Consider the following 20781-nt stretch of genomic DNA (forward strand, 5'->3'; position numbering starts at 1 on the left):
GCGTACCCGGACACTACCACAGCAAAATAAATACACAAGCCATGCCAAATCCCGTAGTCGCTGCCGCAGGCGGGGAAGGGTTGCGCAGCAACCCGTTTACCCAAGCGCCCTGCAAATCCCTTCGCAGCCTTCGGCGGCGGCTACACGTTGCCGGGCCTGTTCACAAATGACCCGGCGCCGCTGGTCGTCTGCCGAACGCCATTCGCGAATATCTTCGACGTGCCGAAAACAGCCCAGGCAGACTTTGTGTTCATCCAGCCGGCAGGTGCTGATGCAGGGGGACGGCACTGCCGGACTGACGTTGCTGTAGAGCGGTTTTGCAGGTTTAACAGGAGCGGTCACTATCAGATCTCTTCAAATTCCAGCTCGGCGCCAGCGTGTTCCAGTGTCAGGCGTTGAACCATTTCGCTGAGCAGTTCGTCGGTTTTGTCGCACTTCCACGAGCTGCGCTTTTCATCGTAGTCGAAGTGGAAACCGCCGTTGGGAGCAGCCAGCCAGAGCTGTAGCACGGGTGCCTGACGGCTGAAGATCAGGGCTTTGCCATTCTCGAATTTGATCGTCAGGATTCCCGCGGAATTCTCCACATCTACATCCAGATCACAGTCGTCGAAGATGTCTTCCAGATTTTCCTGGGTGGCATCGACCAGATCGTGAAAACGGGCTTCAGTCAAACTCATGGTGGAACCTCGTAATATCTAGTCATGCTCGGAGCTCGCAAGATACGGGCGCTCCAGGCCGATTGCAAACCCCATGACAGCCTTGTGCCAACCACCACTGATCATCCAGACAGGGCGTTACGCTCGGCCGCTCTGCTGCATAGGCAAGCTGGTGGGTGCTCGGTATACTCGGGCGCAATTAATGCTTTTCAAAGGATTTCGCCATGAAGCGCCTGATCTCTTCTCTTGCTGCGCTCGTCGCGGTCGCCTGCCTTGTTTCTGCCTGTGGTCAAAAAGGACCGCTGTATCTGCCCGATGACAGCAAATCCCCTGAAGACCAAGCGAAGTCGTCGCAATCGCAATCGCACAAGCACCAATAAGGGAACACCATGGACGCTTTTAATTACCGGGACGGCGAGCTGTTCGCCGAAGGTGTTGCGCTGACGGCCATTGCCGAGCGTTTTGGCACGCCGACTTATGTTTACTCCCGGGCGCACATCGAAGCGCAATACAACGCTTACGCCGATGCTCTGGACGGCACGCCGCACCTGGTGTGTTTCGCCGTCAAGGCCAACTCCAACCTGGGTGTACTCAATGTCCTGGCGCGTTTGGGTGCCGGTTTTGACATCGTTTCCCGTGGCGAGCTGGAACGTGTGCTGGCTGCAGGTGGTTCGGCCGACAAGATCGTGTTTTCGGGTGTAGGCAAGACCCGTGACGACATGCGTCGCGCCCTGGAAGTGGGCGTGCACTGCTTCAACGTCGAGTCCACCGACGAGCTTGAGCGCCTGCAGGTCGTGGCCGCCGAAATGGGTGTTCGTGCGCCGATTTCCCTGCGCGTGAACCCGGACGTTGATGCGGGCACGCACCCGTACATCTCCACCGGCCTCAAGGAAAACAAGTTCGGTATCGCCATCGCTGACGCCGAGGATGTCTACATCCGCGCCGCGCAGTTGCCTAACCTGGAAGTGGTCGGCGTCGATTGCCATATCGGCTCGCAACTGACCACCCTCGAACCCTTTATCGATGCCCTGGACCGTTTGTTGGCCCTGATCGATCGCTTGGGCGATTGCGGCATTTACCTGCGTCACATCGACTTGGGTGGCGGCCTGGGCGTGCGCTATCGCGATGAAGAGCCACCTCTGGCTGGCGATTACATCAAGGCCGTGCGCGAACGCATCGATGGGCGCGATCTGGCGCTGGTGTTCGAACCGGGCCGCTTTATCGTGGCCAACGCGGGCGTGCTGTTGACTCAGGTCGAGTACCTCAAGCACACCGAGCACAAAGACTTTGCCATCGTCGATGCGGCGATGAACGACCTGATTCGTCCGGCGTTGTACCAGGCCTGGATGGACGTGACCGCGGTTCGCCCGCGTGACACCGAGGCTCGCAACTACGACATCGTCGGCCCGATCTGCGAAACCGGCGACTTCCTGGCCAAGGACCGCCAACTGGCACTGGCTGAAGGCGATTTGCTGGCGGTGCATTCGGCCGGTGCTTATGGCTTTGTCATGAGTTCGAACTACAACACCCGTGGCCGCGCCGCCGAAGTTCTGGTGGATGGCGATCAGGCGTTTGAAGTACGTCGTCGCGAGACCGTAGCCGAGTTGTTTGCTGGCGAAAGCCTGCTGGCGGAGTAAACCCATGTTGCTGCGTTTTACCAAAATGCACGGCCTGGGCAATGATTTCATGGTTCTCGACCTGGTCAGCCAGCACGCGCATATCCTGCCCAAGCACGCCAAGCAATGGGGTGATCGGCACACGGGCGTCGGTTTTGATCAACTGCTGCTGGTTGAGGCGCCGAGCAACCCGGAAGTTGATTTCCGTTACCGGATCTTCAACTCCGACGGTTCGGAAGTTGAGCAATGCGGCAACGGGGCGCGCTGTTTCGCGCGTTTCGTGCTCGACAAGCGCTTGACCACCAAGCGTCAGTTCAAGGTCGAAACCAAAGGCGGCATCATCGAACTGAACGTGCGCAGTGATGGGCAAATCAGTGTCGATATGGGCCCTCCGCGCCTGATTCCGGCCGAGATCCCGTTTGTTGCCGACGCTCAGGCGCTGAGCTACGAACTGGATGTCGACGGCCAGACCGTTGAGCTGGCGGCCGTGTCGATGGGCAATCCCCATGCGGTGCTGCGTGTCGACGATATCAACGCTGCGCCGGTGCATGAGCTGGGGCCAAAAATTGAACATCACCCGCGCTTTCCGGCACGGGTCAATGTCGGCTTTCTTCACGTGATTGATCGCCAGCGCGGACAGCTACGGGTCTGGGAACGCGGCGCCGGGGAAACCCAGGCGTGCGGTACCGGGGCGTGTGCCGCTGCTGTGGCTGCGATCAGCCAGGGCTGGATGGACTCACCGCTGATCCTCGATTTGCCGGGTGGCCGTTTGTCTCTCGAATGGGCTGGTCCCGGCCATTCAGTGATCATGACCGGCCCGGCGATGCGAGTTTACGAAGGACAAGTCCGTTTATGAGCGAGCGCAACTGATGACCGACAAAACGCAGCCTGCAGCACTCGAAGTACCTGTGGATAACTCGCAAGCAGCAACGGTTGCGGCGTACCTGCAGGAGCATCCGGATTTTTTCGGCCAGCGTGAAGAGCTGCTGCTGTCGCTGCGTATTCCTCACCAGCGTGGCGATACGATTTCGCTGGTGGAGCGTCAACTGGAGTTGTTGCGTGGTCGTAACATCGAGATGCGTCATCGCTTGTCGCAGTTGATGGACGTGGCCCGCGACAACGACCGCCTCTTTGAAAAAACCCGTCGTCTTAACCTCGCCCTGATGGACGCCACCAGTCTCGATGAGCTGGTGATTGCCGTCGAAGACAGCTTGCGTCAGGACTTCCAGGTGCCTTTTGTCAGCCTGGTACTGTTCGGTGACAACCCGATGCCGGTCGGACGCTGGGTCAGCAGCGCCGATGCGCAACGTGCACTGGGTGGCTTGTTGACGGAAGGCAAGACGGTCAGCGGCAGCCTGCGTGAGCATGAGCTGGACTTCCTGTTTGGCGAAGATCAGCGCAAGCAGATCGGTTCGACGGCCGTAGTCGCGCTCAATCATCTGGGGTTGCACGGTGTACTGGCGATTGCCAGTCGCGATCCGCAGCACTACAAGAGCTCGGTGGGCACGCTGTTCCTCGGTTATATCGCCGAGGTGCTGGGCAGGGTTCTGCCGCGCTTTACCAACGCTTTGCGCTCGGTACGTTAGATGGAACGGCAACTGGACGCTTACTGCATTCACCTGCGCAGTGAGCGCCAGGTGTCGCCCCATACGCTTGAGGCCTACCGCCGCGACCTGAACAAGGTGCTGGCGTTTTGCGCCAAGGAGTCAATCGTCAGCTGGACGGCACTGGATATCCAGCGCATGCGCCAACTGGTTTCGCGTCTGCATCAGCAAGGTCAATCCTCGCGCAGCATTGCCCGTCTGTTGTCGGCGGTGCGCGGGCTTTATCACTATCTCAACCGAGAAGGCTTGTGCGACCACGACCCGGCAAACGGTCTGGCTCCACCCAAAGGCGAGCGCCGCCTGCCCAAGACCCTGGATACCGATCGTGCCCTGCAATTGCTGGAGGGGGGTGTCGAGGACGACTTTCTGGCGCTGCGGGACCAGGCCATTCTGGAGTTGTTCTATTCGTCGGGGCTGCGATTGTCGGAGTTGACCGGGCTTGACCTGGATCAGCTGGATTTGGCCGATGGGCTGGTCGAGGTGCTCGGCAAGGGCAGCAAGACCCGAGTTTTGCCCGTCGGTCAAAAGGCCCGAGAGGCGCTACAGGCCTGGTTGCCCTTGCGGGCACTGGCCAACCCCGGGGATGGCGCCGTGTTCGTCAGCCAGCGCGGTACACGCCTTGGGCCGCGGGCCATTCAAGTGCGGGTCAAGGCAGCCGGTGAGCGCGAGCTGGGGCAGAATCTGCACCCCCATATGCTGCGCCATTCATTTGCCAGCCACTTGCTGGAGTCCTCCCAGGATTTGCGTGCCGTGCAAGAGTTGCTCGGGCATGCGGACATCAAAACCACGCAAATCTATACTCATCTGGATTTCCAGCATCTGGCATCGGTCTACGACAGCGCCCATCCACGGGCCAAACGCAGTAAGGACAGTGAATGACGATTGAGCTGATTACCTTCGACCTCGACGACACCCTGTGGGATACCGCCCCGGTGATTGTCAGCGCCGAAGCCGTTTTGCGTCAGTGGCTTGGCAATAACGCACCAAAACTGGGCGTCGTCGAGGTCGGGCATTTCCAGGCGATTCGCGAACGGGTGTTAAGTGAGGAGCCCCAGCTCAAGCACCGGATCAGCGCGCTGCGTCGGCGGATCCTGTTTCATGCGTTGAACGAAGCAGGTTACGTGAACGCAGCAGCCTTGGCTGATGACGCCTTTGAAGTCTTTATTGAGGCGCGTCACGCATTGGACGTGTTCCCGCAGGCTGAGCCGACCCTGATTGCACTGGCCCGTGATTACAGCTTGGGTGTGGTCACCAATGGCAACGCCGATGTGCGGCGAATCGGTTTGGGGCACCACTTCAAATTTGTGTTGTGTGCTGAAGATATCGGCATCGCCAAGCCGGATGTGCGACTGTTCCACGAAGCGTTGTTGCGCGGTGGTGTGGTAGCGGGTGCAGCGGTACACGTGGGCGACCATCCGGGGGACGACATCGCCGGTGCCCAACGGGCAGGCCTGCGAGCGGTGTGGTTCAACCCTGGCGGCAAGCACTGGGACGGCGAGAAGGCCCCGGATGCGGAAATTGGCTGCTTGAGTGAGTTGCCGGCGGTGTTGAAGCACTTGTAATAGTGGGAGCGGGCTTGCCTGCATCGCGAGCAAGCCCGCTCCCACAGGGTCATGTCAGTCTTCTTTCCGTCACCCACAAAAAAACCCGCAGCGACGGCGGGTTTTTTCTTCAAGCAAACAGCTGTCCCTTAGATAGGACGGCTGCCGTACTTGTTGTCAGGCTTCTTGGGTGGGTCAGCCACCACGTTAGCCTCAACTTCCTGCACTTTGCCGCCTTTGGACAGAAACTCTTCCATGGCGCGAGCCAGAGCATCACGCTCTTTGTTCTTGGCTTCTACACTGGGCAGGTCGTCAACTGACACGGCAGCCTTGGATTTGCCTTTGGCCGCAGGGGCCGGCACATCGTCGCCACCATCGTCGTCTGCAACGTCCTCGGCGGCCGTTTCCAGGCCCTCTTCGGTATCGTCGTCTTCGCCTACTTCGAGGTCATCATTTTCCAGATCGTCGTCGCTCATGTTCTACCCCATGACATACGTAAAGCAGATTAGTTATAGACCAGTTGTGGCAACTGTCGACCACCGCTGGTGAAAAAGTAGCCTTGGGCAAACCGCGGCTTACACCTCTTCATCGTTGTAAGGTGAAGAGGGTTTGACGCACACCGCTATCATCACGGCGCGTGCCTGAATAAACACCTTGCCAGGCGCCCAGTGCCAGATACTCCGGCAGCACGGATCACGGGCCTTGAAAGCGTCGGGAGATCATCCTCGCCTTCGTCGTACTCGAGCATTGTTTCCTGCCCTTGGGCGCGCATTCTAGCGTGCTGAATAAAAAAGCAAAGCAGCTAATAGTCGAGTTGTGTCGCAAGTACGGGTGGCATTCACAAGCGTAGAACTTGGTGAACCCTTTAACCTGTAGGGCAAATCATTCCATTGCCGAGAATATCGTCTTTTTATGAGCAAAAAAAAACCCGGCACGCCGGGTTTTTTATAGGGATATTTACAGGTTGTAGCCACGCTCGTTGTGCTGAGCCAGATCGAGGCCCACAGCCTCTTCCTCTTCAGTCACTCGCAGACCCATCACGGCATCCAGCACTTTGAGAATGATGAACGTCACAATCGCGGTGTAGACCACGGTGAAGGCGACGCCTTTGAACTGGATCCAGACTTGGGCCGGGATGTCGGTCACGGTGCCGAAGCCACCCAGTACAGGGGCGGCAAACACGCCAGTCAGGATGGCGCCGACGATGCCGCCGATGCCGTGTACGCCGAACGCATCCAGTGAGTCGTCGTAGCCCAGTTTGCGCTTGAGGCTGGTGGCGCAGAAGAAGCAGATCACGCCAGATGCCAGACCGATCACGACCGAGCCCATTGGGCCTACGGTGCCAGCGGCCGGGGTGATTGCCACCAGGCCTGCGACTACGCCCGAAGCAATACCCAGTGCGCTTGGCTTGCCGTGGGTAATCCACTCGGCAAACATCCAGCCCAGTGCCGCGGCAGCGGTAGCGATCTGAGTGACCAGCATCGCCATGCCGGCAGTGCCGTTGGCGGCCGCTGCGGAGCCGGCGTTAAAGCCGAACCAGCCGATCCACAGCATGGCAGCGCCCATCAGGGTGTAACCCAGGTTGTGCGGAGCCATTGGGGTGGACGGATAGCCTTTACGCTTGCCAAGCACGATGCACGCGACAAGACCTGCGATACCGGCGTTGATATGCACCACTGTGCCGCCTGCGAAATCGAGGACGCCCCAGTCCCACATCAGGCCGCCGTTGCCGCTCCATACCATGTGCGCGATCGGCGCATAGACCAGGGTGAACCACACGCCCATGAAAATCAGCATGGCCGAGAACTTCATGCGCTCGGCAAAGGCACCGACGATCAGCGCCGGGGTGATGATGGCGAAGGTCATCTGGAAGGTAATGAACACGGCTTCCGGGAACAGTGCGGTAGGTGAGGTCAGGCTTTCAGGTGTTACACCCGCCAGGAAGGCTTTGCCGAACCCGCCGATGAACGAATTGAAATTGGTGACGCCCTGCTCCATGCCCGTGGTGTCGAACGTGATGCTGTAGCCATAAATGACCCACAGAATGCTGATCAGACCGGTAATGGCGAAGCACTGCATCATTACGGAAAGAATGTTTTTGGAGCGCACCATGCCGCCGTAGAACAGCGCCAGGCCGGGAATGGTCATGAACAGCACTAAAGCGGTAGCAGTCAGCATCCAGGCGGTATCGCCCGAGTTGAGGACTGGAGCAGCCACTTCGTCTGCCGCCATGGCCAGGCCAGGCATTACGACAGACAGCAGGGCTCCGAGCCCTGCGATTTTACGCAGAGTCATAGTGTTTTCTCCTGGGGCGTTGGGGTTTGGCGGCTTAGATTGCGTCGGTATCGGTTTCGCCGGTACGGATGCGAATAGCCTGTTCCAGATTGACCACGAAAATCTTGCCGTCACCAATCTTGCCGGTGTTGGCAGCCTTGGTTATCGCCTCGATAACCCGATCAAGATCCTTGTCGTCAATGGCGACATCAATCTTCACTTTTGGCAGAAAATCGACCACGTATTCCGCGCCGCGATACAGCTCGGTGTGACCCTTCTGCCGGCCGAAGCCTTTGACCTCAGTAACAGTAATGCCTTGTACGCCGATCTCAGACAGCGATTCGCGCACGTCATCCAACTTGAACGGCTTGATAATGGCGGTGACTAGCTTCATGAAACTTCTCCCGAATTGGTGGACTTGCCCCAGGAAAACAAACCCGGCTCAAGTCTAAGCGCAGTGTCTGGCTTTGTAACGCATCGTCAGCCTTCTTCAGGCTGTACAACGTGTGTAAATCGCTGGTGACGAAAACACTCCCTGAACCACCTGCCGCACTGCCTTCGTCACAGCTACTGCATCAGTGCATGAGTCATATACGCCTAAGCAGAAACCTTGCCATGTCTGGAAAAATCAACAATTACAGCGGTTTAGAAGAAGTTGATGGCTTTTGGCCTGATTTGTCGGGATGTTTGTGCTCGATGATGGTGCGCAGCCTGCAGGGAAGGTGCGCGAAAAACGTGCAGAAAGCCGTCGGCAGTGAGCGCCAACCCCCCGTGATACACTCGCCGCCATCAGTTTTAAGGACTTTATCCATGCTCGCGCCCAAAGATTTTCTCGACGCCCTTGGTGGCCACGCCTCCCGTTTGTTCAGTGGCGAAACCGCGCTGCCGCGCAACGAAATCGAAAGCCAGTTCAAAGCCTTGCTGCAAAGTGGTTTCAGCAAGCTGGATCTGGTGAGCCGCGAAGAGTTCGACAGCCAAATGGTGGTTCTGGCCCGTACCCGTGCTCGTCTTGAATGCCTGGAGGCCAAAGTGGCCGAACTGGAAGCCAGGCTACTGCCGCCGACGCAATAACGCTCGAAGGCGGTGCGTCGATCATTGAAACAAGGATGTTTTAGTATGTTGGTGATGAACCCGCTGGTACCCGAGATGATCGTCTCGGACCTCTCGCGCAGCCTGGGCTTTTACTGTGAAGTGCTCGGATTCAAGATCGAGTACCAGCGCCCGGAGCATTTTTTTGCGTTTTTGTCGTTTCATGGCAGCCAGTTGATGCTGGAACAGGATGACCTTGAAGAGTCTTCCTGGCGTGTCGGGCCGCTGGAGCAGCCGTTTGGTCGCGGCATGAACCTGTCGATCAAATGCCCGGATGCCCAGGGGCTGATCCAGCGCCTTGAAGCCGCGGGTCACAGTTTGCGAAAACCCCTGGAAGAACGCTGGTACCGCAGTAACGACGTGTTGTTCGGCGAGCACAATTTTTTGGTGCTCGACCCCGATGGCTACCTGTTGCGCTTTGCTGAAGATCTGGGCACCAAGGCGCTGGGGGCGTGAATCAGGCGCAGTGATGAATGGGTTCAACCTGCTCGCGAATCGCTGCACCACGTTCAATTTGTGCTTTGCGCAGATCGTAAGTGGTTTGCAGGTTCAGCCAGAACTCAGGCGTCGTCTCAAGGCAAATCGCCAGCCGCAAGGCCATATCGGCACTGACACCACGGCGCTGCAGCACGATATCGTTCACCGTCGGTGTGGACATCTTGAGCGCTCTGGCCAGCGCAGCGGCTGAGAGACTCAGTGGCTCCAGGTATTCCTCTTTGAGGATTTCACCCGGATGAACCGGGCGCATGCCGTTCTTGATCATGATGACCTCAGTGATAATCAACGATTTCTACCGCTTCAGGGCCATTCGCGCCCCAAATGAAGCAGATTCGCCATTGTGCGTTGATGCGAATGCTGTGCTGGCCTTTGCGGTTGCCGCCCAACGCTTCGAGCCGATTGCCAGGAGGCGACAGTAAATCGGCCAGCACGGATGCAGCATCTAGCATCGTTAATTTGCGTTCTACCACATTGATAATGTCTGACCATGCACGGGTCTTGCCACTTCGGAACAGACGTTCAGTTCGGCAGCACTTGAAGTTTATTATCATAGTTAATGGATAACGTTATTCGTTAATTTTAGAGGGTTGTGCGTTTTATGCAACCGAACTTTGGCAGCTCGCCGGTCGTGTTTGCATGCACATTCACATCCCGTATCCATTACACCCCTGCCCTCGGCTCCTGATTCGCGCAGGATGAGTTTTTTGCGAACTCAAGGAATGAGTCATGGCTCTGGCTATCGTTTACAGCCGCGCCCAGGTGGGTGTCGAGGCGCCTGCCGTCATGGTCGAGGCGCATCTGGCCAATGGATTGCCCGCGTTAACACTGGTCGGCTTGCCTGAAGCGGCCGTCAAGGAAAGCAAAGACCGGGTGCGCAGCGCGATCCTCAATTGCGGGCTGGATTTCCCGGCCCGGCGAATCACTCTTAATCTGGCGCCCGCCGATCTGCCCAAGGACGGCGGGCGTTTTGATGTGGCCATTGCCCTGGGAATCCTGGCGGCCAGCGGGCAAATACCGGCCGCAGCGTTGGAGCAGGTGGAGTGCCTGGGCGAATTGGCGTTGTCGGGTGCAATCAGGTCTGTCCAGGGCGTTTTGCCAGCGGCGTTGGCGGCCCGTGCTGCGGGACGGGCCCTGGTGGTGCCGCTGGCCAATGCCGAAGAGGCCTGCCTTGCATCCGGGCTTGAAGTGATCGCGGTCGAGCACTTGTTGCAGCTGGTGGCACATTTCGCAGCGCGTGAGGTGATTGAGCCTTATGTCGCCAGCGGCTTATTGCAGTTGAGCAAACCTTATCCTGATCTGATCGATGTCCAGGGGCAGCTTTCGGCAAAGCGGGCGTTATTGATTGCCGCCGCAGGCAGCCACAATCTGCTGTTTTGCGGCCCGCCCGGTACCGGCAAGACCTTGTTGGCCAGCCGCCTGCCCGGGTTGTTGCCGCCGCTCAACGAACAAGAGGCGCTTGAGGTTGCGGCCATTCAGTCGGTGGTCAGCCATGTGCCGCTGAACTGCTGGCCACAGCGCCCGTTTCGTCAGCCTCACCACTCGGCCTCCGGCCCTGCGCTGGTGGGTGGCGGCTCAAAGCCACAACCCGGCGAGATCACGCTGGCGCATCACGGCGTGTTGTTTCTTGATGAGCTTCCCGAGTTTGATCGCAAGGTGCTGGAAGTCCTCAGGGAGCCAATGGAGTCCGGCTTTATCGTGATTGCCCGCGCCCGGGATCGAATGCGCTTTCCGGCGCGCTTCCAACTGGTCGCGGCCATGAACCCCTGCCCCTGTGGATATCTTGGTGAGCCCACAGGCCGCTGCCGTTGTACCCCGGAGCAGATCCAGCGGTATCGCAACAAACTTTCCGGACCGTTGCTCGACCGCATTGATTTGCATCTGACCGTGGCGCGCGAGACCACGTCGCTCAACCCGCCCCTTGCCTCTGGCGATACCACGGCCATCTCGGCGGCATTGGTGGCAGCAGCACGTGAGCGTCAGTTACAGCGTCAGGGGTGTGCCAATGCCTTTCTCGATCTGCCGGGGGTGCGTACACAGTGCCGGCTGAGTGAGGTGGACAACGCCTGGCTGGAGACCGCCTGCGAGCGGATGACGTTGTCGCTGCGGGCGGCACACCGGATATTGAAGGTGGCAAGGACCTTGGCCGATCTGGAGCAGCTGCAAGGCATTGAGCGCAGGCACCTGGCGCAGGCGTTGCAGTATCGGCCGGTAACAGGGTGATAGGCCCGGCTACTTCATTCGCTCCACCTCTGGCAGCTCCATCGCGGCGACTTCATGTTGCAGAAAGTCGCTCAGACGGCGCAGGCGCTCACCACCAGGACGGGTTTTTGGCCAGACCAGATAGTAATTTTCGCCGCTGGCCACGGCGGCCGGGAATGGCAGGCTAAGGCGACCCTGAGCAACGTCTTCGGCAACCATCAGCAAGTCGCCCATGGAGATGCCATACCCCCGGGCGGCAGCGATCATGCCCAGCTCCAGGGTGTCAAAAACCTGCCCGCCCTTGAGTGAAACCTGCCCGCTCAGGCCCATGCAGTCGAGCCAGCGGCGCCAGTCACGGCGATCGGGAGTGGGGTGCAGCAGTTCGGTGGCAGCCAGGCGCGTGACGTCCCAAGGCGTGTCGTCCTGTACGGCGGGCGCGCCGACCGGGATCAGCATCTCGGGAAACAACAGCGTGGCCTCCCAGTCAGGCGGAAAGTGTCCATTGCTTAGCAGTACGGCGCAGTCGAATGGCTCCTGATTGAAGTCCACATTGTCGATGTCCATCCAGGCGCTGGTCAGTTGCACCTCGTTACCGGCCTGCAGGTGGCGAAATCGGCTCAGACGGGCCAGTAGCCAACGCATGGTCAGGGTCGAGGGGGCCTTCATGCGCAAGGTGTCATCTTCGGCGCGTAAAGTGGTGCAGGCACGTTCCAGGGCGGCAAAGCCTTCGCGCACACCCGGCAGCAGCAAGCGGGCGGCTTCGGTGAGTTGCAGGCTGCGGCCATTGCGCTGGAACAACCGGCAGGCGAAATGCGCTTCCAGGGTCTTGATATGTCGGCTGACGGCGCTTTGGGTGATCGACAGCTCTTCTCCCGCTCGGGTAAACGAGCTATGGCGAGCTGCCGCTTCAAAGGCGCGCAAGGCATAAAGAGGAGGAAGGCTACGAGACATTGAGATTGTTCCTATCGTGTCACAGTCGGTGGTGAGAACTATAAGCTTACGCATGAGTTTTAGTCATGCTACGGATCGTTTTTATCCCTTTGCTTAAAACACTCAACGCGCCGAGAATCAGGCCTTTCAACGCACCTATAGAAATCTGACTGATGACCAAACAGCATCCTGCACGTATCGAACTCTGGGCAATCATGCGGCTGGCAGGGCCGCTGATCGCCTCTCAGTTGGCTCACATGCTGATGGTGCTGACCGATACGCTGATGATGGCGCGCCTGAGCCCAGAGGCTCTGGCTGGCGGGAGTCTGGGTGCGGCCAGCTACTCGTTCGTGTCGATTTTTTGCATTGGTGTCATTGCTGCCGTGGGTACGCTGGTGTCGATTCGCCAGGGCGCGGGTGACATTGAAGGCGCGACCCGTCTTACACAGGCGGGTCTGTGGCTGGCCTGGGGGCTGGCGCTGGGGGGCGCGGTGATGCTGTGGAATATCAAGCCGCTGTTGCTGTTGTTCGGCCAGACGCCCACCAACGTTGAGGCCGCTGGCCAGTTCCTGATGCTGTTGCCGTTCGCTTTGCCCGGCTACATGACGTTTATGGCCCTGCGCGGTTTTACCAGTGCCATGGGCCGGGCCACGCCAGTGATGGTAATCAGCCTGATCGGCACCGTGGCCAACTTCCTGCTCAATTACGCACTGATTACCGGTATGTTCGGCCTGCCTAAGCTGGGCTTGATGGGCATCGGCCTGGTCACGGCGATTGTGGCGACCTTCATGGCGCTGGGCCTGGCCTGGCATATCCACCGTCATCCGGCCTACGACGCGTATCCGATCAGCAAAGGCCTGTCGCGGATCAATCTGACTTATTTGCGTGAGCTGTGGCGCCTCGGCCTGCCGATTGGCGGTACGTACGCGGTGGAGGTCGGGCTGTTTGCGTTCGCGGCGCTGTGCATGGGCACCATGGGCAGCACGCAACTGGCTGCGCACCAGATTGCGCTGCAAATCGTATCGGTGGCGTTTATGGTGCCGGCGGGCATGTCGTACGCAATCACCATGCGTATTGGTCAGCACTATGGCGGCGGAGACTTGCTGCGGGCGCGCCTGGCGGGCCGGGTCGGGATCGGCTGCGGTGCGGTGATCATGCTGGGCTTCTCTGTGGTGTTCTGGTTCTTGCCGACCCAACTCATCGGTTTGTTCCTGGATTACAACGATCCGGCGTTCCGCCCGGTATTCGAGTTGGCGGTGAGCTTGTTGGCGGTGGCTGCCTGGTTTGAGCTGTTTGATGGAGCACAGACCATCGCGATGGGTGCCATTCGCGGGCTTAAGGATGCCAAGACAACGTTTCTGGTGGGGCTGTTTTGCTATTGGGTGATTGGTGCGCCGATGGCCTGGATGCTGGCGTTTACTTTCGAGTGGGGCCCGACCGGCGTGTGGTGGGGCCTGGCACTGGGCCTGGCCTGTGCCTCGATCAGCCTGACGCTGGCGTTCGAATGGAAGATGCGGCGCATGATCAAGCAGGAGCGCAAGGTGGCGAAAGTGGCGGGCTTGAGTGCGGCATAACCGCTTGGGAGAGGGTCAGGCTTTTGTGGGCGCGGGCTTGCTCGCGATGCAGGACCCGCGGTCTGTCAGGTAAGCCTGGGTGAGGCCATCGTGAGCAAGCCCGCTCCCACAGATAGATCCCACCGTTTCACAGGTTATGTTGTGGGCTAGATCGCCTGCGGCACCTGCTGCTGAGCCCCAAACGTCAAGTATTCCACCAGATCCGCCAGCGGCAGCGGTTTGCTGATGAAGTAACCCTGTACCTGATCGCAGCCAAAGTCGCGCAAAAGGGCAAGTTGTTCAGGGGTTTCGACGCCTTCGGCGACTACTTCCAGCTTCAGGTTATGGGCCAGGTTGATCATGGCGTGGACCAGCTTGCGGTTCTCTTCGCGGCCTTCCATGCCGCCAACAAAGCTTTTGTCGATCTTGAGCAGCGCAATCGGCAAGCTGTTGAGGTGCACAAACGATGAGAACCCCGTACCAAAATCATCCAGCGAAAAACGCACGCCGAGTCGGCCCAGTGCATCCATCGTCTGCTTGACCAGGTCACTGCGCCGCATCACGGCTGTTTCTGTCAGTTCGAATTCCAGCCATTGCGCTTCAACACCGCGCTCGATGATCAAGCGGCTGAGGGTCGAGAGCAGCTGGCTGTCCTGAAACTGGCGAAACGACAGGTTGACCGCCATGTGCAACGGTTCCAGCCCGCGTTCACGCAGCGACTGCATATCGCGAAGAGCCCGGGAGATGACCCAGTAACCCAGCGGTACAATCAGCCCGCTCTGCTCTGCAAGAGGCACAAACTCACTGGGCGCCAGCAGGCCTCGCTCGGCGTGGCGCCAGCGTACCAGCGCCTCCAGCCCGACGATCTGCCCCGTGCCCAGATCCAGGCGCGGCTGGTAATGCAGTTCCAGTTCATCGCGGCGCAGGGCGCGGCGAAGCTCGCTTTCGAGGTCGGCCAGGCTGCGGGCATTGCGATTGATGCGTTCGTTGAAGACGTGGAAGGTGCAGCCCTGGGTGCTTTTGGCCTGCTGCATGGCGATGTGCGCGTGCCACATCAGCGGGTCGGCCCCGGCGTTGGCCCGCGCATGGGCGATGCCCAGGCTGCAGCCAATCAGCAGGCTTTCGCCGTCGACCCAGTAGGGCTCAGCCATCACCTCGGTGATCCGCTCGGCCATCCACTCGGCACGCTCGGGCGCACGATGGGTATTGATCAAGAGCGCGAACTCGTCGCTTCCCAGCCTCGCCAACTGGTCGCCGGCTTCGAGCTGGCTTTTGAGGCGCGCCACCACCTGCAGGATCAGGCGATCGCCAGCCTGATGGCCCAGTGCATCGTTGGCGTGGCGAAAGTTGTCCAGGTCCAGATGGCCGAGGGCGATGCCGCGACCGTCACTTTCGGCCAGGCGCACTGCCAGCAGGGTCTGAAAGCCCTGACGGTTGGCGATGCCGGTCAGCGGGTCTTCTTCGGCCAGACGTTGCAGCGTGTGCTCGAGCACGCCGCGTTCGCGTACATGGCGCAGGCAACGGCGCAGGACATCGGGAGTCAGGCTGGTGCTGACCAGCCAGTCGCTGACACCCCGGGGTGACGTTGCAGGTTCGGTGTCGAGCAGCAAAACCGTGGGCAAGCGGCAGCGGCCCGCTGAAGGCTGCAGGTCCGCCGTGGTCAGGAGCAGCGCATTGCGATCGTTCTCGAACAGATGGCTGACAGATTCCCAGCTCGGCGCGGTTATCATGACGGCCGCACTTCCCATGGGCGCCAGACATTCACGTAATAACGTTGCCCATGATGGCTCTTCGGCCAATAGCAGTAAACGCAAGGGTTCGACAGGCGTAGACAAGCTAGCTCCCTAGACTCTGCAAAAATTCGGGCGGTGGGCATTATGACGTGCCAGCAACCAATGGCAATGACACTGGTTATCAAATACGTATTTGCTGTATTAATCCTACGGTAGCTGCAAATACTCATGGCATCCTGCGCGAAAGTAACAAAAGCGGCAAATTAAGATGATGTGGCATGTCACACCGTCGCACAGAGGCAGCAATATTTGCTCAGCCTGTTAAAATGCCCGCCCTTTTTACACACGACCCCTGATCTCGTCATGTCCCGACTCAATCCCCGGCAGCAAGAAGCCGTGAGCTATGTCGGCGGCCCTCTATTGGTGCTCGCCGGCGCGGGCTCCGGCAAAACCAGCGTGATTACCCGCAAAATCGCGCACCTGATCCAGAACTGTGGCATCCGTGCCCAGTACATCGTCGCCATGACGTTTACCAATAAAGCCGCCCGCGAGATGAAAGAGCGTGTCGGCACCCTGCTTAAAAAGGGTGAAGGTCGTGGCTTGACGGTGTGCACGTTCCACAACCTGGGGCTGAACATTATCCGCAAGGAGCATGCGCGGCTGGGTTACAAGCCGGGTTTCTCGATCTTTGACGAAGCTGACGTCAAAGCGCTGATGACCGACATCATGCAGAAGGAATACTCGGGCGACGACGGGGTCGACGAAATCAAGAACATGATCGGCTCGTGGAAAAACGACCTGATCCTGCCGCCCCAGGCGCTGGAAAATGCGCGCAACCCCAAGGAGCAGACGGCAGCCATCGTCTACACCCACTACCAGCGCACGCTCAAGGCCTACAACGCAGTGGACTTTGACGACCTGATCCTGCTGCCGGTGAAGTTGTTCGAAGAGCACGCCGACATTCTTGAGAAGTGGCAGAACAAAGTTCGTTACCTGTTGGTGGATGAATATCAGGACACCAACGCCAGCCAGTACCTGCTGGTCAAATACCTGATCGGCAAGCGCAATCAGTTCACCGTGGTCGGTGACGACGACCAGTCGATCTACGCCTGGCGCGGCGCCCGTCCTGAAAACCTGATGTTGCTCAAGGACGATTACCCGTCCTTGAAAGTGGTGATGCTGGAGCAAAACTATCGCTCCACCAGCCGTATCCTGCGCTGCGCCAACATCCTGATTGCCAACAATCCGCACGAGTTCGAGAAGCAATTGTGGAGCGAGATGGGCCACGGCGACGAAGTGCGGGTGATTCGCTGTCGCAACGAAGACGCCGAAGCCGAGCGCGTAGCCGTCGAGATTCTGACCCTGCACCTGCGCACCGACCGGCCGTACAGCGACTTTGCGATTCTGTACCGCGGTAACTATCAGGCCAAATTGATCGAGTTGAAGCTGCAACACCATCAGATTCCCTATCGTCTGTCGGGTGGTAACAGCTTCTTCGGGCGTCAGGAAGTAAAAGACCTGATGGCGTATTTCCGTCTGATTGTGAACCCGGATGACGACAACGCCTTCCTGCGCGTGATCAACGTCCCGCGTCGCGAGATCGGTTCGACCACGCTGGAAAAGCTGGGTAACTACGCGACCGAACGCAAAATCTCGATGTATGCCGCCACCGATGAAATCGGCCTGGGTGAGCATCTGGATGCCCGCTTTACTGATCGCCTGGGACGCTTCAAGCGTTTTATGGACCGTGTGCGTCAACAATGCTCAGGCGAAGACCCGATCTCTGCACTGCGCAGCATGATCATGGACATCGACTACGAGAACTGGCTGCGCACCAACAGCTCCAGTGAAAAGGCGGCGGACTACCGCATGTCCAACGTCTGGTTCCTGGTCGAGGCGTTGAAAAACACCCTCGAGAAAGACGAAGACGGTGCCATGACTATCGAGGAAGCCATTGGCAAGCTGGTGTTGCGCGACATGCTTGAGCGCCAGCAGGAAGAGGAAGACGGTGCCGAAGGCGTGCAGATGATGACGTTGCACGCGTCGAAGGGCCTGGAGTTTCCTTACGTATTCATCATGGGCATGGAAGAAGAAATCCTGCCGCACCGCTCCAGCATTGAAGCGGACACCATTGAAGAAGAACGGCGTCTGGCCTACGTGGGTATTACCCGTGCCCGTGAGACGCTGGCGTTTACCTTCGCCGCCAAGCGCAAGCAATACGGCGAGATCATCGATTGTGCGCCGAGTCGCTTCCTCGATGAGTTGCCCCCGGACGATCTGGCCTGGGAAGGCAACGACGATACCCCCACCGAAGTGAAGGCGGTTCGCGGAAATACGGCATTGGCCGATATACGCGCGATGCTAAAACGCTAGAATTGACTATTTTTTACTCTACCTTCAGCGCATAAGCGCTATTTGAGGACGTTACGTTGGAAGCACTGCACAAGAAAATTCGCGAAGAAGGCATCGTGCTTTCCGATCAGGTTTTGAAGGTCGACGCCTTCTTGAATCATCAGATCGACCCTCAGTTGATGAAAGAGATCGGCGACGAATTCGCGCGTTTGTTCAAGGATTCGGGTATTACCAAGATCGTCACCATTGAAGCGTCGGGTATTGCTCCTGCCGTGATGACTGGCTTGAACTTGGGTGTACCTGTGATTTTTGCGCGTAAGCATCAGTCCCTGACCCTGACTGAAAACCTGTTGTCGGCCACGGTGTACTCGTTCACCAAGCAGACAGAAAGCACTGTTGCGATCTCCCCGCGTCACCTGCAAAGCAGCGACCGCGTGTTGGTCATCGACGACTTCCTGGCCAACGGCAAAGCCTCGCAGGCACTGATTTCGATCATCAAGCAAGCGGGCGCTACCGTTGCCGGTCTTGGCATCGTGATCGAGAAGTCGTTTCAGGGCGGCCGTGCCGAACTGGACGCACAGGGCTATCGCGTCGAGTCCCTGGCCCGGGTTCAATCCCTGGCTGGCGGTAAAGTGACCTTTATCGAGTAATACCTCGACCACCCTGCCCGGGCTTGCTCAGCCCCGTAGTCGCTGCCGAAGGCTGCGAGCTTTTTATCGGGGCTGACCAACATCAAAAGCTCGCAGCCTTCGGCAGCGACTACGGGCCGTGTCGGGTTTAGCGCCTCGTTGCCTGCAGCCCTGCCAGCAGCAAGCGCTGATAAAGCTCCTCGCGCAGTCCGTCCGGTTCGGCCAGGTGCATACGCTCCAGGTGTTCGGGATATGCCTGCGGCGAGGGCGCGTCCAGTGTGGCTTTGCCCAGCTGGTAAATTTGCGTGAGCTTGAATTTGCTCTTGAGCCAGTTCAGCGCTCGCAGCAGGTCTTGCTCCTGCGCGCTGAAATCACTGCCCAACGGGTACTCGGGGAACAAGTGCGAGTGCCTGGCGGCAATGGCCTGCAAGCGTTCCGGGCTGTTATCGGCAAACCGTGGGTCCAGGCAAAAGTCCTTGGGCAGTTTGCCGATTTGCTGCGCCTGCGCTATCAGCTCGGTCTGGAAGCGCGAGTCGGTGATGTTGAGCAGGGCTTCGATGACGTTGCGATCGGTTTTGCCGCGTAAATCGGCGATCCCGTATTCGGTGACCACGATGTCGCGCAAGTGTCGCGGGATGGTGCAGTGGCCGTACTCCCAGACGATATTGGAACTCACCTCGCCTCCCGATTCGCGCCAGCTGCGCAGCATGATGACCGAGCGTGCGTCATGCAGCGCATGGCCCTGGGCGACGAAGTTGTATTGCCCGCCTACCCCGCTGAGCACCCGCCCGTCTTCCAGTTGATCGGCCACGGCGGCACCGAGCAAGGTGGCGGTAAAGGCACTGTTTACGAACCTCGCATCGCGCCGTTGCAGGCGCTTCAAATCTTCCTGGCCATACAGCTCGTTGATGTAGCTGATGGCAGTCATGTTGAATTCGCTGAGCTTGCTGTGGGGCAGGTCTCGCAGTCGCTGGTAAAGCTCCTGCGGGCCAAGGATGAAGCCCCCGTGGATGCTCACGCCGTCGCTTTGCAGGCTTTCGTCCAGGGTCCCTGCGTTGGCCTGTGCTTGCCGTTCGGCATCGGGATAGACCTTGCGCCGCACAATCCCGGCATCGGCCAGCACCATCAGTCCGTGGACAAACATTTCGCTGCAACCATACAAGCCCCGGGCGAACGGCTCGATACCGCCCTGCTGTTCAATCAGCGTGTGCCAGGGCGTGATGTCGATCTCGTTGAGCAGGGCGCGATAGTCGTCATTGTTGCCCTCGCGCGCCAGCAAGGCGGCACTCAGGGCGTCGCCCATCGAGCCAATGCCAATCTGCAGGGTGCCGCCATCCCGTATCAGGGTACTGGCATGTAAACCGATAAGGTGATCTTGCAGGCTTACCGGCATGTTGGGGGTAGAAAACAGCGTAGTGCGCTCATCTTCGTCGATCAGGAGGTCAAAATCCTCAACGTCAAGTTCCGAGTCGCCGGGCATGTAGGGCAGGTCGCTGTGGACCTGGCCGAGCATCAAAATGGTTTCGCCCTCGGCTCGCCGCTTGGCAATCATGGGCAATAAATCGAGGGTGATGTCGGGGTTGCAGCTCAAGCTCAGGCGCCGTGCATCCTGAGGGTTGCGGGCAACCATCTGCGCCACCAGGTTCAGGCCGCCAGCATTGATATCTCGTGCCGCGTGGCTGTAGTTGCTGCTGACATAATCCTGCTGGGCTGGGGGGCTGTTGAGCAAACTCCCCGGCTGCATGAAGAATTGCTCGACGACTATATTGCCGGGCAGGCTGTTGCGATGCAGGTCGGCCAGGTAGTCCAGCTCGATGTAGTCGCCAAATACCCGCTCGACAAAAGGCTCCAGAAACAGCCGCTGCAAACCATCCCCAAGCGGCGGGCGACCAAGGCTCAGGGCGGTGTAGATCGTGAGCCGGCGCTCGGGTAACAGTTTGATCCGCTGATACAGCGCGTTGACGAACCGGTTGGCCTTGCCCAGCCCCAGCGGCAGGCCCAGGTGAATATGCATGGGTAGTCGCGCCAGGACATCATCGACTGCGCGCTCGATCGAACAGGACTGCACCATCTGACCCCTCCTTATCAATCCTTGAATATAGACGTG

Annotated in this window: 22 protein-coding genes; 12 read left to right on the forward strand and 10 right to left on the reverse strand. The window is 59.0% G+C overall.

Features of this window, described 5'->3' with window-relative positions; translation table 11 throughout:
- Positions 1 to 96 precede the first annotated feature (96 nt).
- Entirely contained in the window at positions 97 to 348 is a 252-nt protein-coding gene (locus KO536_RS11960) for a DUF1289 domain-containing protein (protein ID WP_219262039.1), read from the reverse strand.
- Entirely contained in the window at positions 345 to 677 is a 333-nt protein-coding gene (cyaY, locus tag KO536_RS11965; RefSeq protein ID WP_133075029.1) for an iron donor protein CyaY, read from the reverse strand. Before cyaY ends, KO536_RS11960 begins: the two co-directional genes overlap by 4 nt.
- Before the next feature lie 203 nt (positions 678 to 880).
- On the opposite strand from cyaY, the gene KO536_RS11970 reads away from it, so the two are divergent.
- The 6 genes from KO536_RS11970 to KO536_RS11995 are packed head-to-tail and all read left to right on the forward strand — an operon-like array spanning position 881 to position 5438.
- Positions 881 to 1036 (forward strand): lipoprotein, encoded by a 156-nt coding sequence (locus tag KO536_RS11970; protein ID WP_133075030.1) that lies wholly within the window; start codon positions 881 to 883, stop codon positions 1034 to 1036.
- A 9-nt stretch (positions 1037 to 1045) separates the two neighbouring features.
- A complete protein-coding gene (gene lysA / locus KO536_RS11975; protein WP_133075031.1) occupies positions 1046 to 2293 on the forward strand; it encodes a diaminopimelate decarboxylase in 1248 nt (415 codons plus the stop codon).
- A 4-nt stretch (positions 2294 to 2297) separates the two neighbouring features.
- Complete coding sequence (gene dapF, locus KO536_RS11980; protein ID WP_133075032.1) at positions 2298 to 3128, forward strand: diaminopimelate epimerase; 831 nt, start codon at positions 2298 to 2300, stop codon at positions 3126 to 3128.
- 13 nt (positions 3129 to 3141) lie between these two features.
- Positions 3142 to 3858 (forward strand): DUF484 family protein, encoded by a 717-nt coding sequence (locus KO536_RS11985; RefSeq protein ID WP_219262005.1) that lies wholly within the window; start codon positions 3142 to 3144, stop codon positions 3856 to 3858.
- The gene (gene xerC / locus KO536_RS11990) at positions 3859 to 4755 is read left to right on the forward strand and encodes a tyrosine recombinase XerC (RefSeq protein ID WP_133075034.1); all 897 of its coding nucleotides are present in this window, start codon (positions 3859 to 3861) and stop codon (positions 4753 to 4755) included.
- Positions 4752 to 5438 (forward strand): HAD family hydrolase, encoded by a 687-nt coding sequence (locus tag KO536_RS11995; RefSeq protein ID WP_219262006.1) that lies wholly within the window; start codon positions 4752 to 4754, stop codon positions 5436 to 5438. Before xerC ends, KO536_RS11995 begins: the two co-directional genes overlap by 4 nt.
- Before the next feature lie 128 nt (positions 5439 to 5566).
- Here the strand turns inward: KO536_RS11995 and sutA are convergent, their stop codons facing one another.
- From sutA to glnK, 3 genes are all read right to left on the reverse strand, one after another.
- Positions 5567 to 5893 carry a transcriptional regulator SutA gene (gene sutA / locus KO536_RS12000; RefSeq protein ID WP_095027614.1) on the reverse strand — a complete coding sequence of 109 codons (327 nt, stop codon included), beginning with the start codon at positions 5891 to 5893 and terminating at the stop codon, positions 5567 to 5569.
- Between the two features lie 481 nt (positions 5894 to 6374).
- On the reverse strand, positions 6375 to 7712 hold the full coding sequence (locus KO536_RS12005) for an ammonium transporter (protein ID WP_133075036.1): 1338 nt from the start codon (positions 7710 to 7712) through the stop codon (positions 6375 to 6377).
- Between the two features lie 34 nt (positions 7713 to 7746).
- Entirely contained in the window at positions 7747 to 8085 is a 339-nt protein-coding gene (glnK, locus tag KO536_RS12010; RefSeq protein WP_002555808.1) for a P-II family nitrogen regulator, read from the reverse strand.
- Between the two features lie 416 nt (positions 8086 to 8501).
- On the opposite strand from glnK, the gene KO536_RS12015 reads away from it, so the two are divergent.
- The gene (locus tag KO536_RS12015) at positions 8502 to 8762 is read left to right on the forward strand and encodes an accessory factor UbiK family protein (RefSeq protein ID WP_133075037.1); all 261 of its coding nucleotides are present in this window, start codon (positions 8502 to 8504) and stop codon (positions 8760 to 8762) included.
- Positions 8763 to 8807: 45 nt separating this feature from the next.
- Positions 8808 to 9236: a VOC family protein gene (locus tag KO536_RS12020; RefSeq protein WP_133075038.1), complete on the forward strand. Its 429-nt coding sequence runs from the start codon at positions 8808 to 8810 to the stop codon at positions 9234 to 9236.
- A 1-nt stretch (position 9237) separates the two neighbouring features.
- Here KO536_RS12020 and KO536_RS12025 read toward each other — a convergent pair whose 3' ends face one another.
- Both KO536_RS12025 and KO536_RS12030 read right to left on the reverse strand, forming a co-directional pair.
- Positions 9238 to 9543: a HigA family addiction module antitoxin gene (locus KO536_RS12025; RefSeq protein WP_219262007.1), complete on the reverse strand. Its 306-nt coding sequence runs from the start codon at positions 9541 to 9543 to the stop codon at positions 9238 to 9240.
- 7 nt (positions 9544 to 9550) lie between these two features.
- Positions 9551 to 9829 (reverse strand): type II toxin-antitoxin system RelE/ParE family toxin, encoded by a 279-nt coding sequence (locus tag KO536_RS12030; RefSeq protein WP_219262008.1) that lies wholly within the window; start codon positions 9827 to 9829, stop codon positions 9551 to 9553.
- 175 nt (positions 9830 to 10004) lie between these two features.
- Here KO536_RS12030 and KO536_RS12035 point away from each other — a divergent pair, with 175 nt between their 5' ends.
- On the forward strand, positions 10005 to 11498 hold the full coding sequence (locus KO536_RS12035) for a YifB family Mg chelatase-like AAA ATPase (RefSeq protein ID WP_133075040.1): 1494 nt from the start codon (positions 10005 to 10007) through the stop codon (positions 11496 to 11498).
- 9 nt (positions 11499 to 11507) lie between these two features.
- Here KO536_RS12035 and KO536_RS12040 read toward each other — a convergent pair whose 3' ends face one another.
- Positions 11508 to 12428, reverse strand: a complete 921-nt coding sequence (locus KO536_RS12040; RefSeq protein ID WP_219262009.1) for a LysR substrate-binding domain-containing protein — start codon at positions 12426 to 12428, stop codon at positions 11508 to 11510.
- A gap of 152 nt (positions 12429 to 12580) precedes the next feature.
- On the opposite strand from KO536_RS12040, the gene KO536_RS12045 reads away from it, so the two are divergent.
- Positions 12581 to 13981, forward strand: coding sequence for a NorM family multidrug efflux MATE transporter (locus KO536_RS12045; RefSeq protein WP_219262010.1), 1401 nt, complete (start codon positions 12581 to 12583; stop codon positions 13979 to 13981).
- Positions 13982 to 14127: 146 nt separating this feature from the next.
- Here the strand turns inward: KO536_RS12045 and KO536_RS12050 are convergent, their stop codons facing one another.
- Complete coding sequence (locus KO536_RS12050) at positions 14128 to 15795, reverse strand: bifunctional diguanylate cyclase/phosphodiesterase (protein ID WP_219262011.1); 1668 nt, start codon at positions 15793 to 15795, stop codon at positions 14128 to 14130.
- Between the two features lie 261 nt (positions 15796 to 16056).
- Here KO536_RS12050 and rep point away from each other — a divergent pair, with 261 nt between their 5' ends.
- Positions 16057 to 18066, forward strand: a complete 2010-nt coding sequence (rep, locus tag KO536_RS12055) for a DNA helicase Rep (protein WP_133075044.1) — start codon at positions 16057 to 16059, stop codon at positions 18064 to 18066.
- A gap of 56 nt (positions 18067 to 18122) precedes the next feature.
- Entirely contained in the window at positions 18123 to 18695 is a 573-nt protein-coding gene (locus KO536_RS12060) for a xanthine phosphoribosyltransferase (RefSeq protein WP_133075045.1), read from the forward strand.
- A 127-nt stretch (positions 18696 to 18822) separates the two neighbouring features.
- Here the strand turns inward: KO536_RS12060 and KO536_RS12065 are convergent, their stop codons facing one another.
- Positions 18823 to 20745, reverse strand: a complete 1923-nt coding sequence (locus KO536_RS12065) for an acetyl-CoA hydrolase/transferase C-terminal domain-containing protein (RefSeq protein WP_219262012.1) — start codon at positions 20743 to 20745, stop codon at positions 18823 to 18825.
- Positions 20746 to 20781 lie beyond the last annotated feature (36 nt).

Origin of the sequence: Pseudomonas sp. NKUCC02_KPG, assembly GCF_019345465.1 — a bacterium.
In the GTDB taxonomy this organism is placed as follows: Bacteria; Pseudomonadota; Gammaproteobacteria; order Pseudomonadales; family Pseudomonadaceae; genus Aquipseudomonas.

What these genes read in the sequence shown, in the direction of transcription:
- dapF (WP_133075032.1), top strand. Translation starts at nt 2,298, where the DNA reads ATGTTGCTGCGTTTTACCAAAATGCACGGCCTGGGCAATGATTTCATG.
- KO536_RS12045 (WP_219262010.1), top strand. Translation starts at nt 12,581, where the DNA reads ATGACCAAACAGCATCCTGCACGTATCGAACTCTGGGCAATCATGCGG.
- rep (WP_133075044.1), top strand. Translation starts at nt 16,057, where the DNA reads ATGTCCCGACTCAATCCCCGGCAGCAAGAAGCCGTGAGCTATGTCGGC.
- sutA (WP_095027614.1), bottom strand. Translation starts at nt 5,893, where the DNA reads ATGAGCGACGACGATCTGGAAAATGATGACCTCGAAGTAGGCGAAGAC.
- KO536_RS12015 (WP_133075037.1), top strand. Translation starts at nt 8,502, where the DNA reads ATGCTCGCGCCCAAAGATTTTCTCGACGCCCTTGGTGGCCACGCCTCC.
- KO536_RS11985 (WP_219262005.1), top strand. Translation starts at nt 3,142, where the DNA reads ATGACCGACAAAACGCAGCCTGCAGCACTCGAAGTACCTGTGGATAAC.
- KO536_RS11970 (WP_133075030.1), top strand. Translation starts at nt 881, where the DNA reads ATGAAGCGCCTGATCTCTTCTCTTGCTGCGCTCGTCGCGGTCGCCTGC.
- KO536_RS12040 (WP_219262009.1), bottom strand. Translation starts at nt 12,428, where the DNA reads ATGTCTCGTAGCCTTCCTCCTCTTTATGCCTTGCGCGCCTTTGAAGCG.
- cyaY (WP_133075029.1), bottom strand. Translation starts at nt 677, where the DNA reads ATGAGTTTGACTGAAGCCCGTTTTCACGATCTGGTCGATGCCACCCAG.
- KO536_RS12030 (WP_219262008.1), bottom strand. Translation starts at nt 9,829, where the DNA reads ATGATAATAAACTTCAAGTGCTGCCGAACTGAACGTCTGTTCCGAAGT.
- lysA (WP_133075031.1), top strand. Translation starts at nt 1,046, where the DNA reads ATGGACGCTTTTAATTACCGGGACGGCGAGCTGTTCGCCGAAGGTGTT.
- glnK (WP_002555808.1), bottom strand. Translation starts at nt 8,085, where the DNA reads ATGAAGCTAGTCACCGCCATTATCAAGCCGTTCAAGTTGGATGACGTG.
- KO536_RS12035 (WP_133075040.1), top strand. Translation starts at nt 10,005, where the DNA reads ATGGCTCTGGCTATCGTTTACAGCCGCGCCCAGGTGGGTGTCGAGGCG.
- KO536_RS11995 (WP_219262006.1), top strand. Translation starts at nt 4,752, where the DNA reads ATGACGATTGAGCTGATTACCTTCGACCTCGACGACACCCTGTGGGAT.
- KO536_RS12005 (WP_133075036.1), bottom strand. Translation starts at nt 7,712, where the DNA reads ATGACTCTGCGTAAAATCGCAGGGCTCGGAGCCCTGCTGTCTGTCGTA.
- KO536_RS12020 (WP_133075038.1), top strand. Translation starts at nt 8,808, where the DNA reads ATGTTGGTGATGAACCCGCTGGTACCCGAGATGATCGTCTCGGACCTC.
- KO536_RS12065 (WP_219262012.1), bottom strand. Translation starts at nt 20,745, where the DNA reads ATGGTGCAGTCCTGTTCGATCGAGCGCGCAGTCGATGATGTCCTGGCG.
- xerC (WP_133075034.1), top strand. Translation starts at nt 3,859, where the DNA reads ATGGAACGGCAACTGGACGCTTACTGCATTCACCTGCGCAGTGAGCGC.
- KO536_RS12025 (WP_219262007.1), bottom strand. Translation starts at nt 9,543, where the DNA reads ATGATCAAGAACGGCATGCGCCCGGTTCATCCGGGTGAAATCCTCAAA.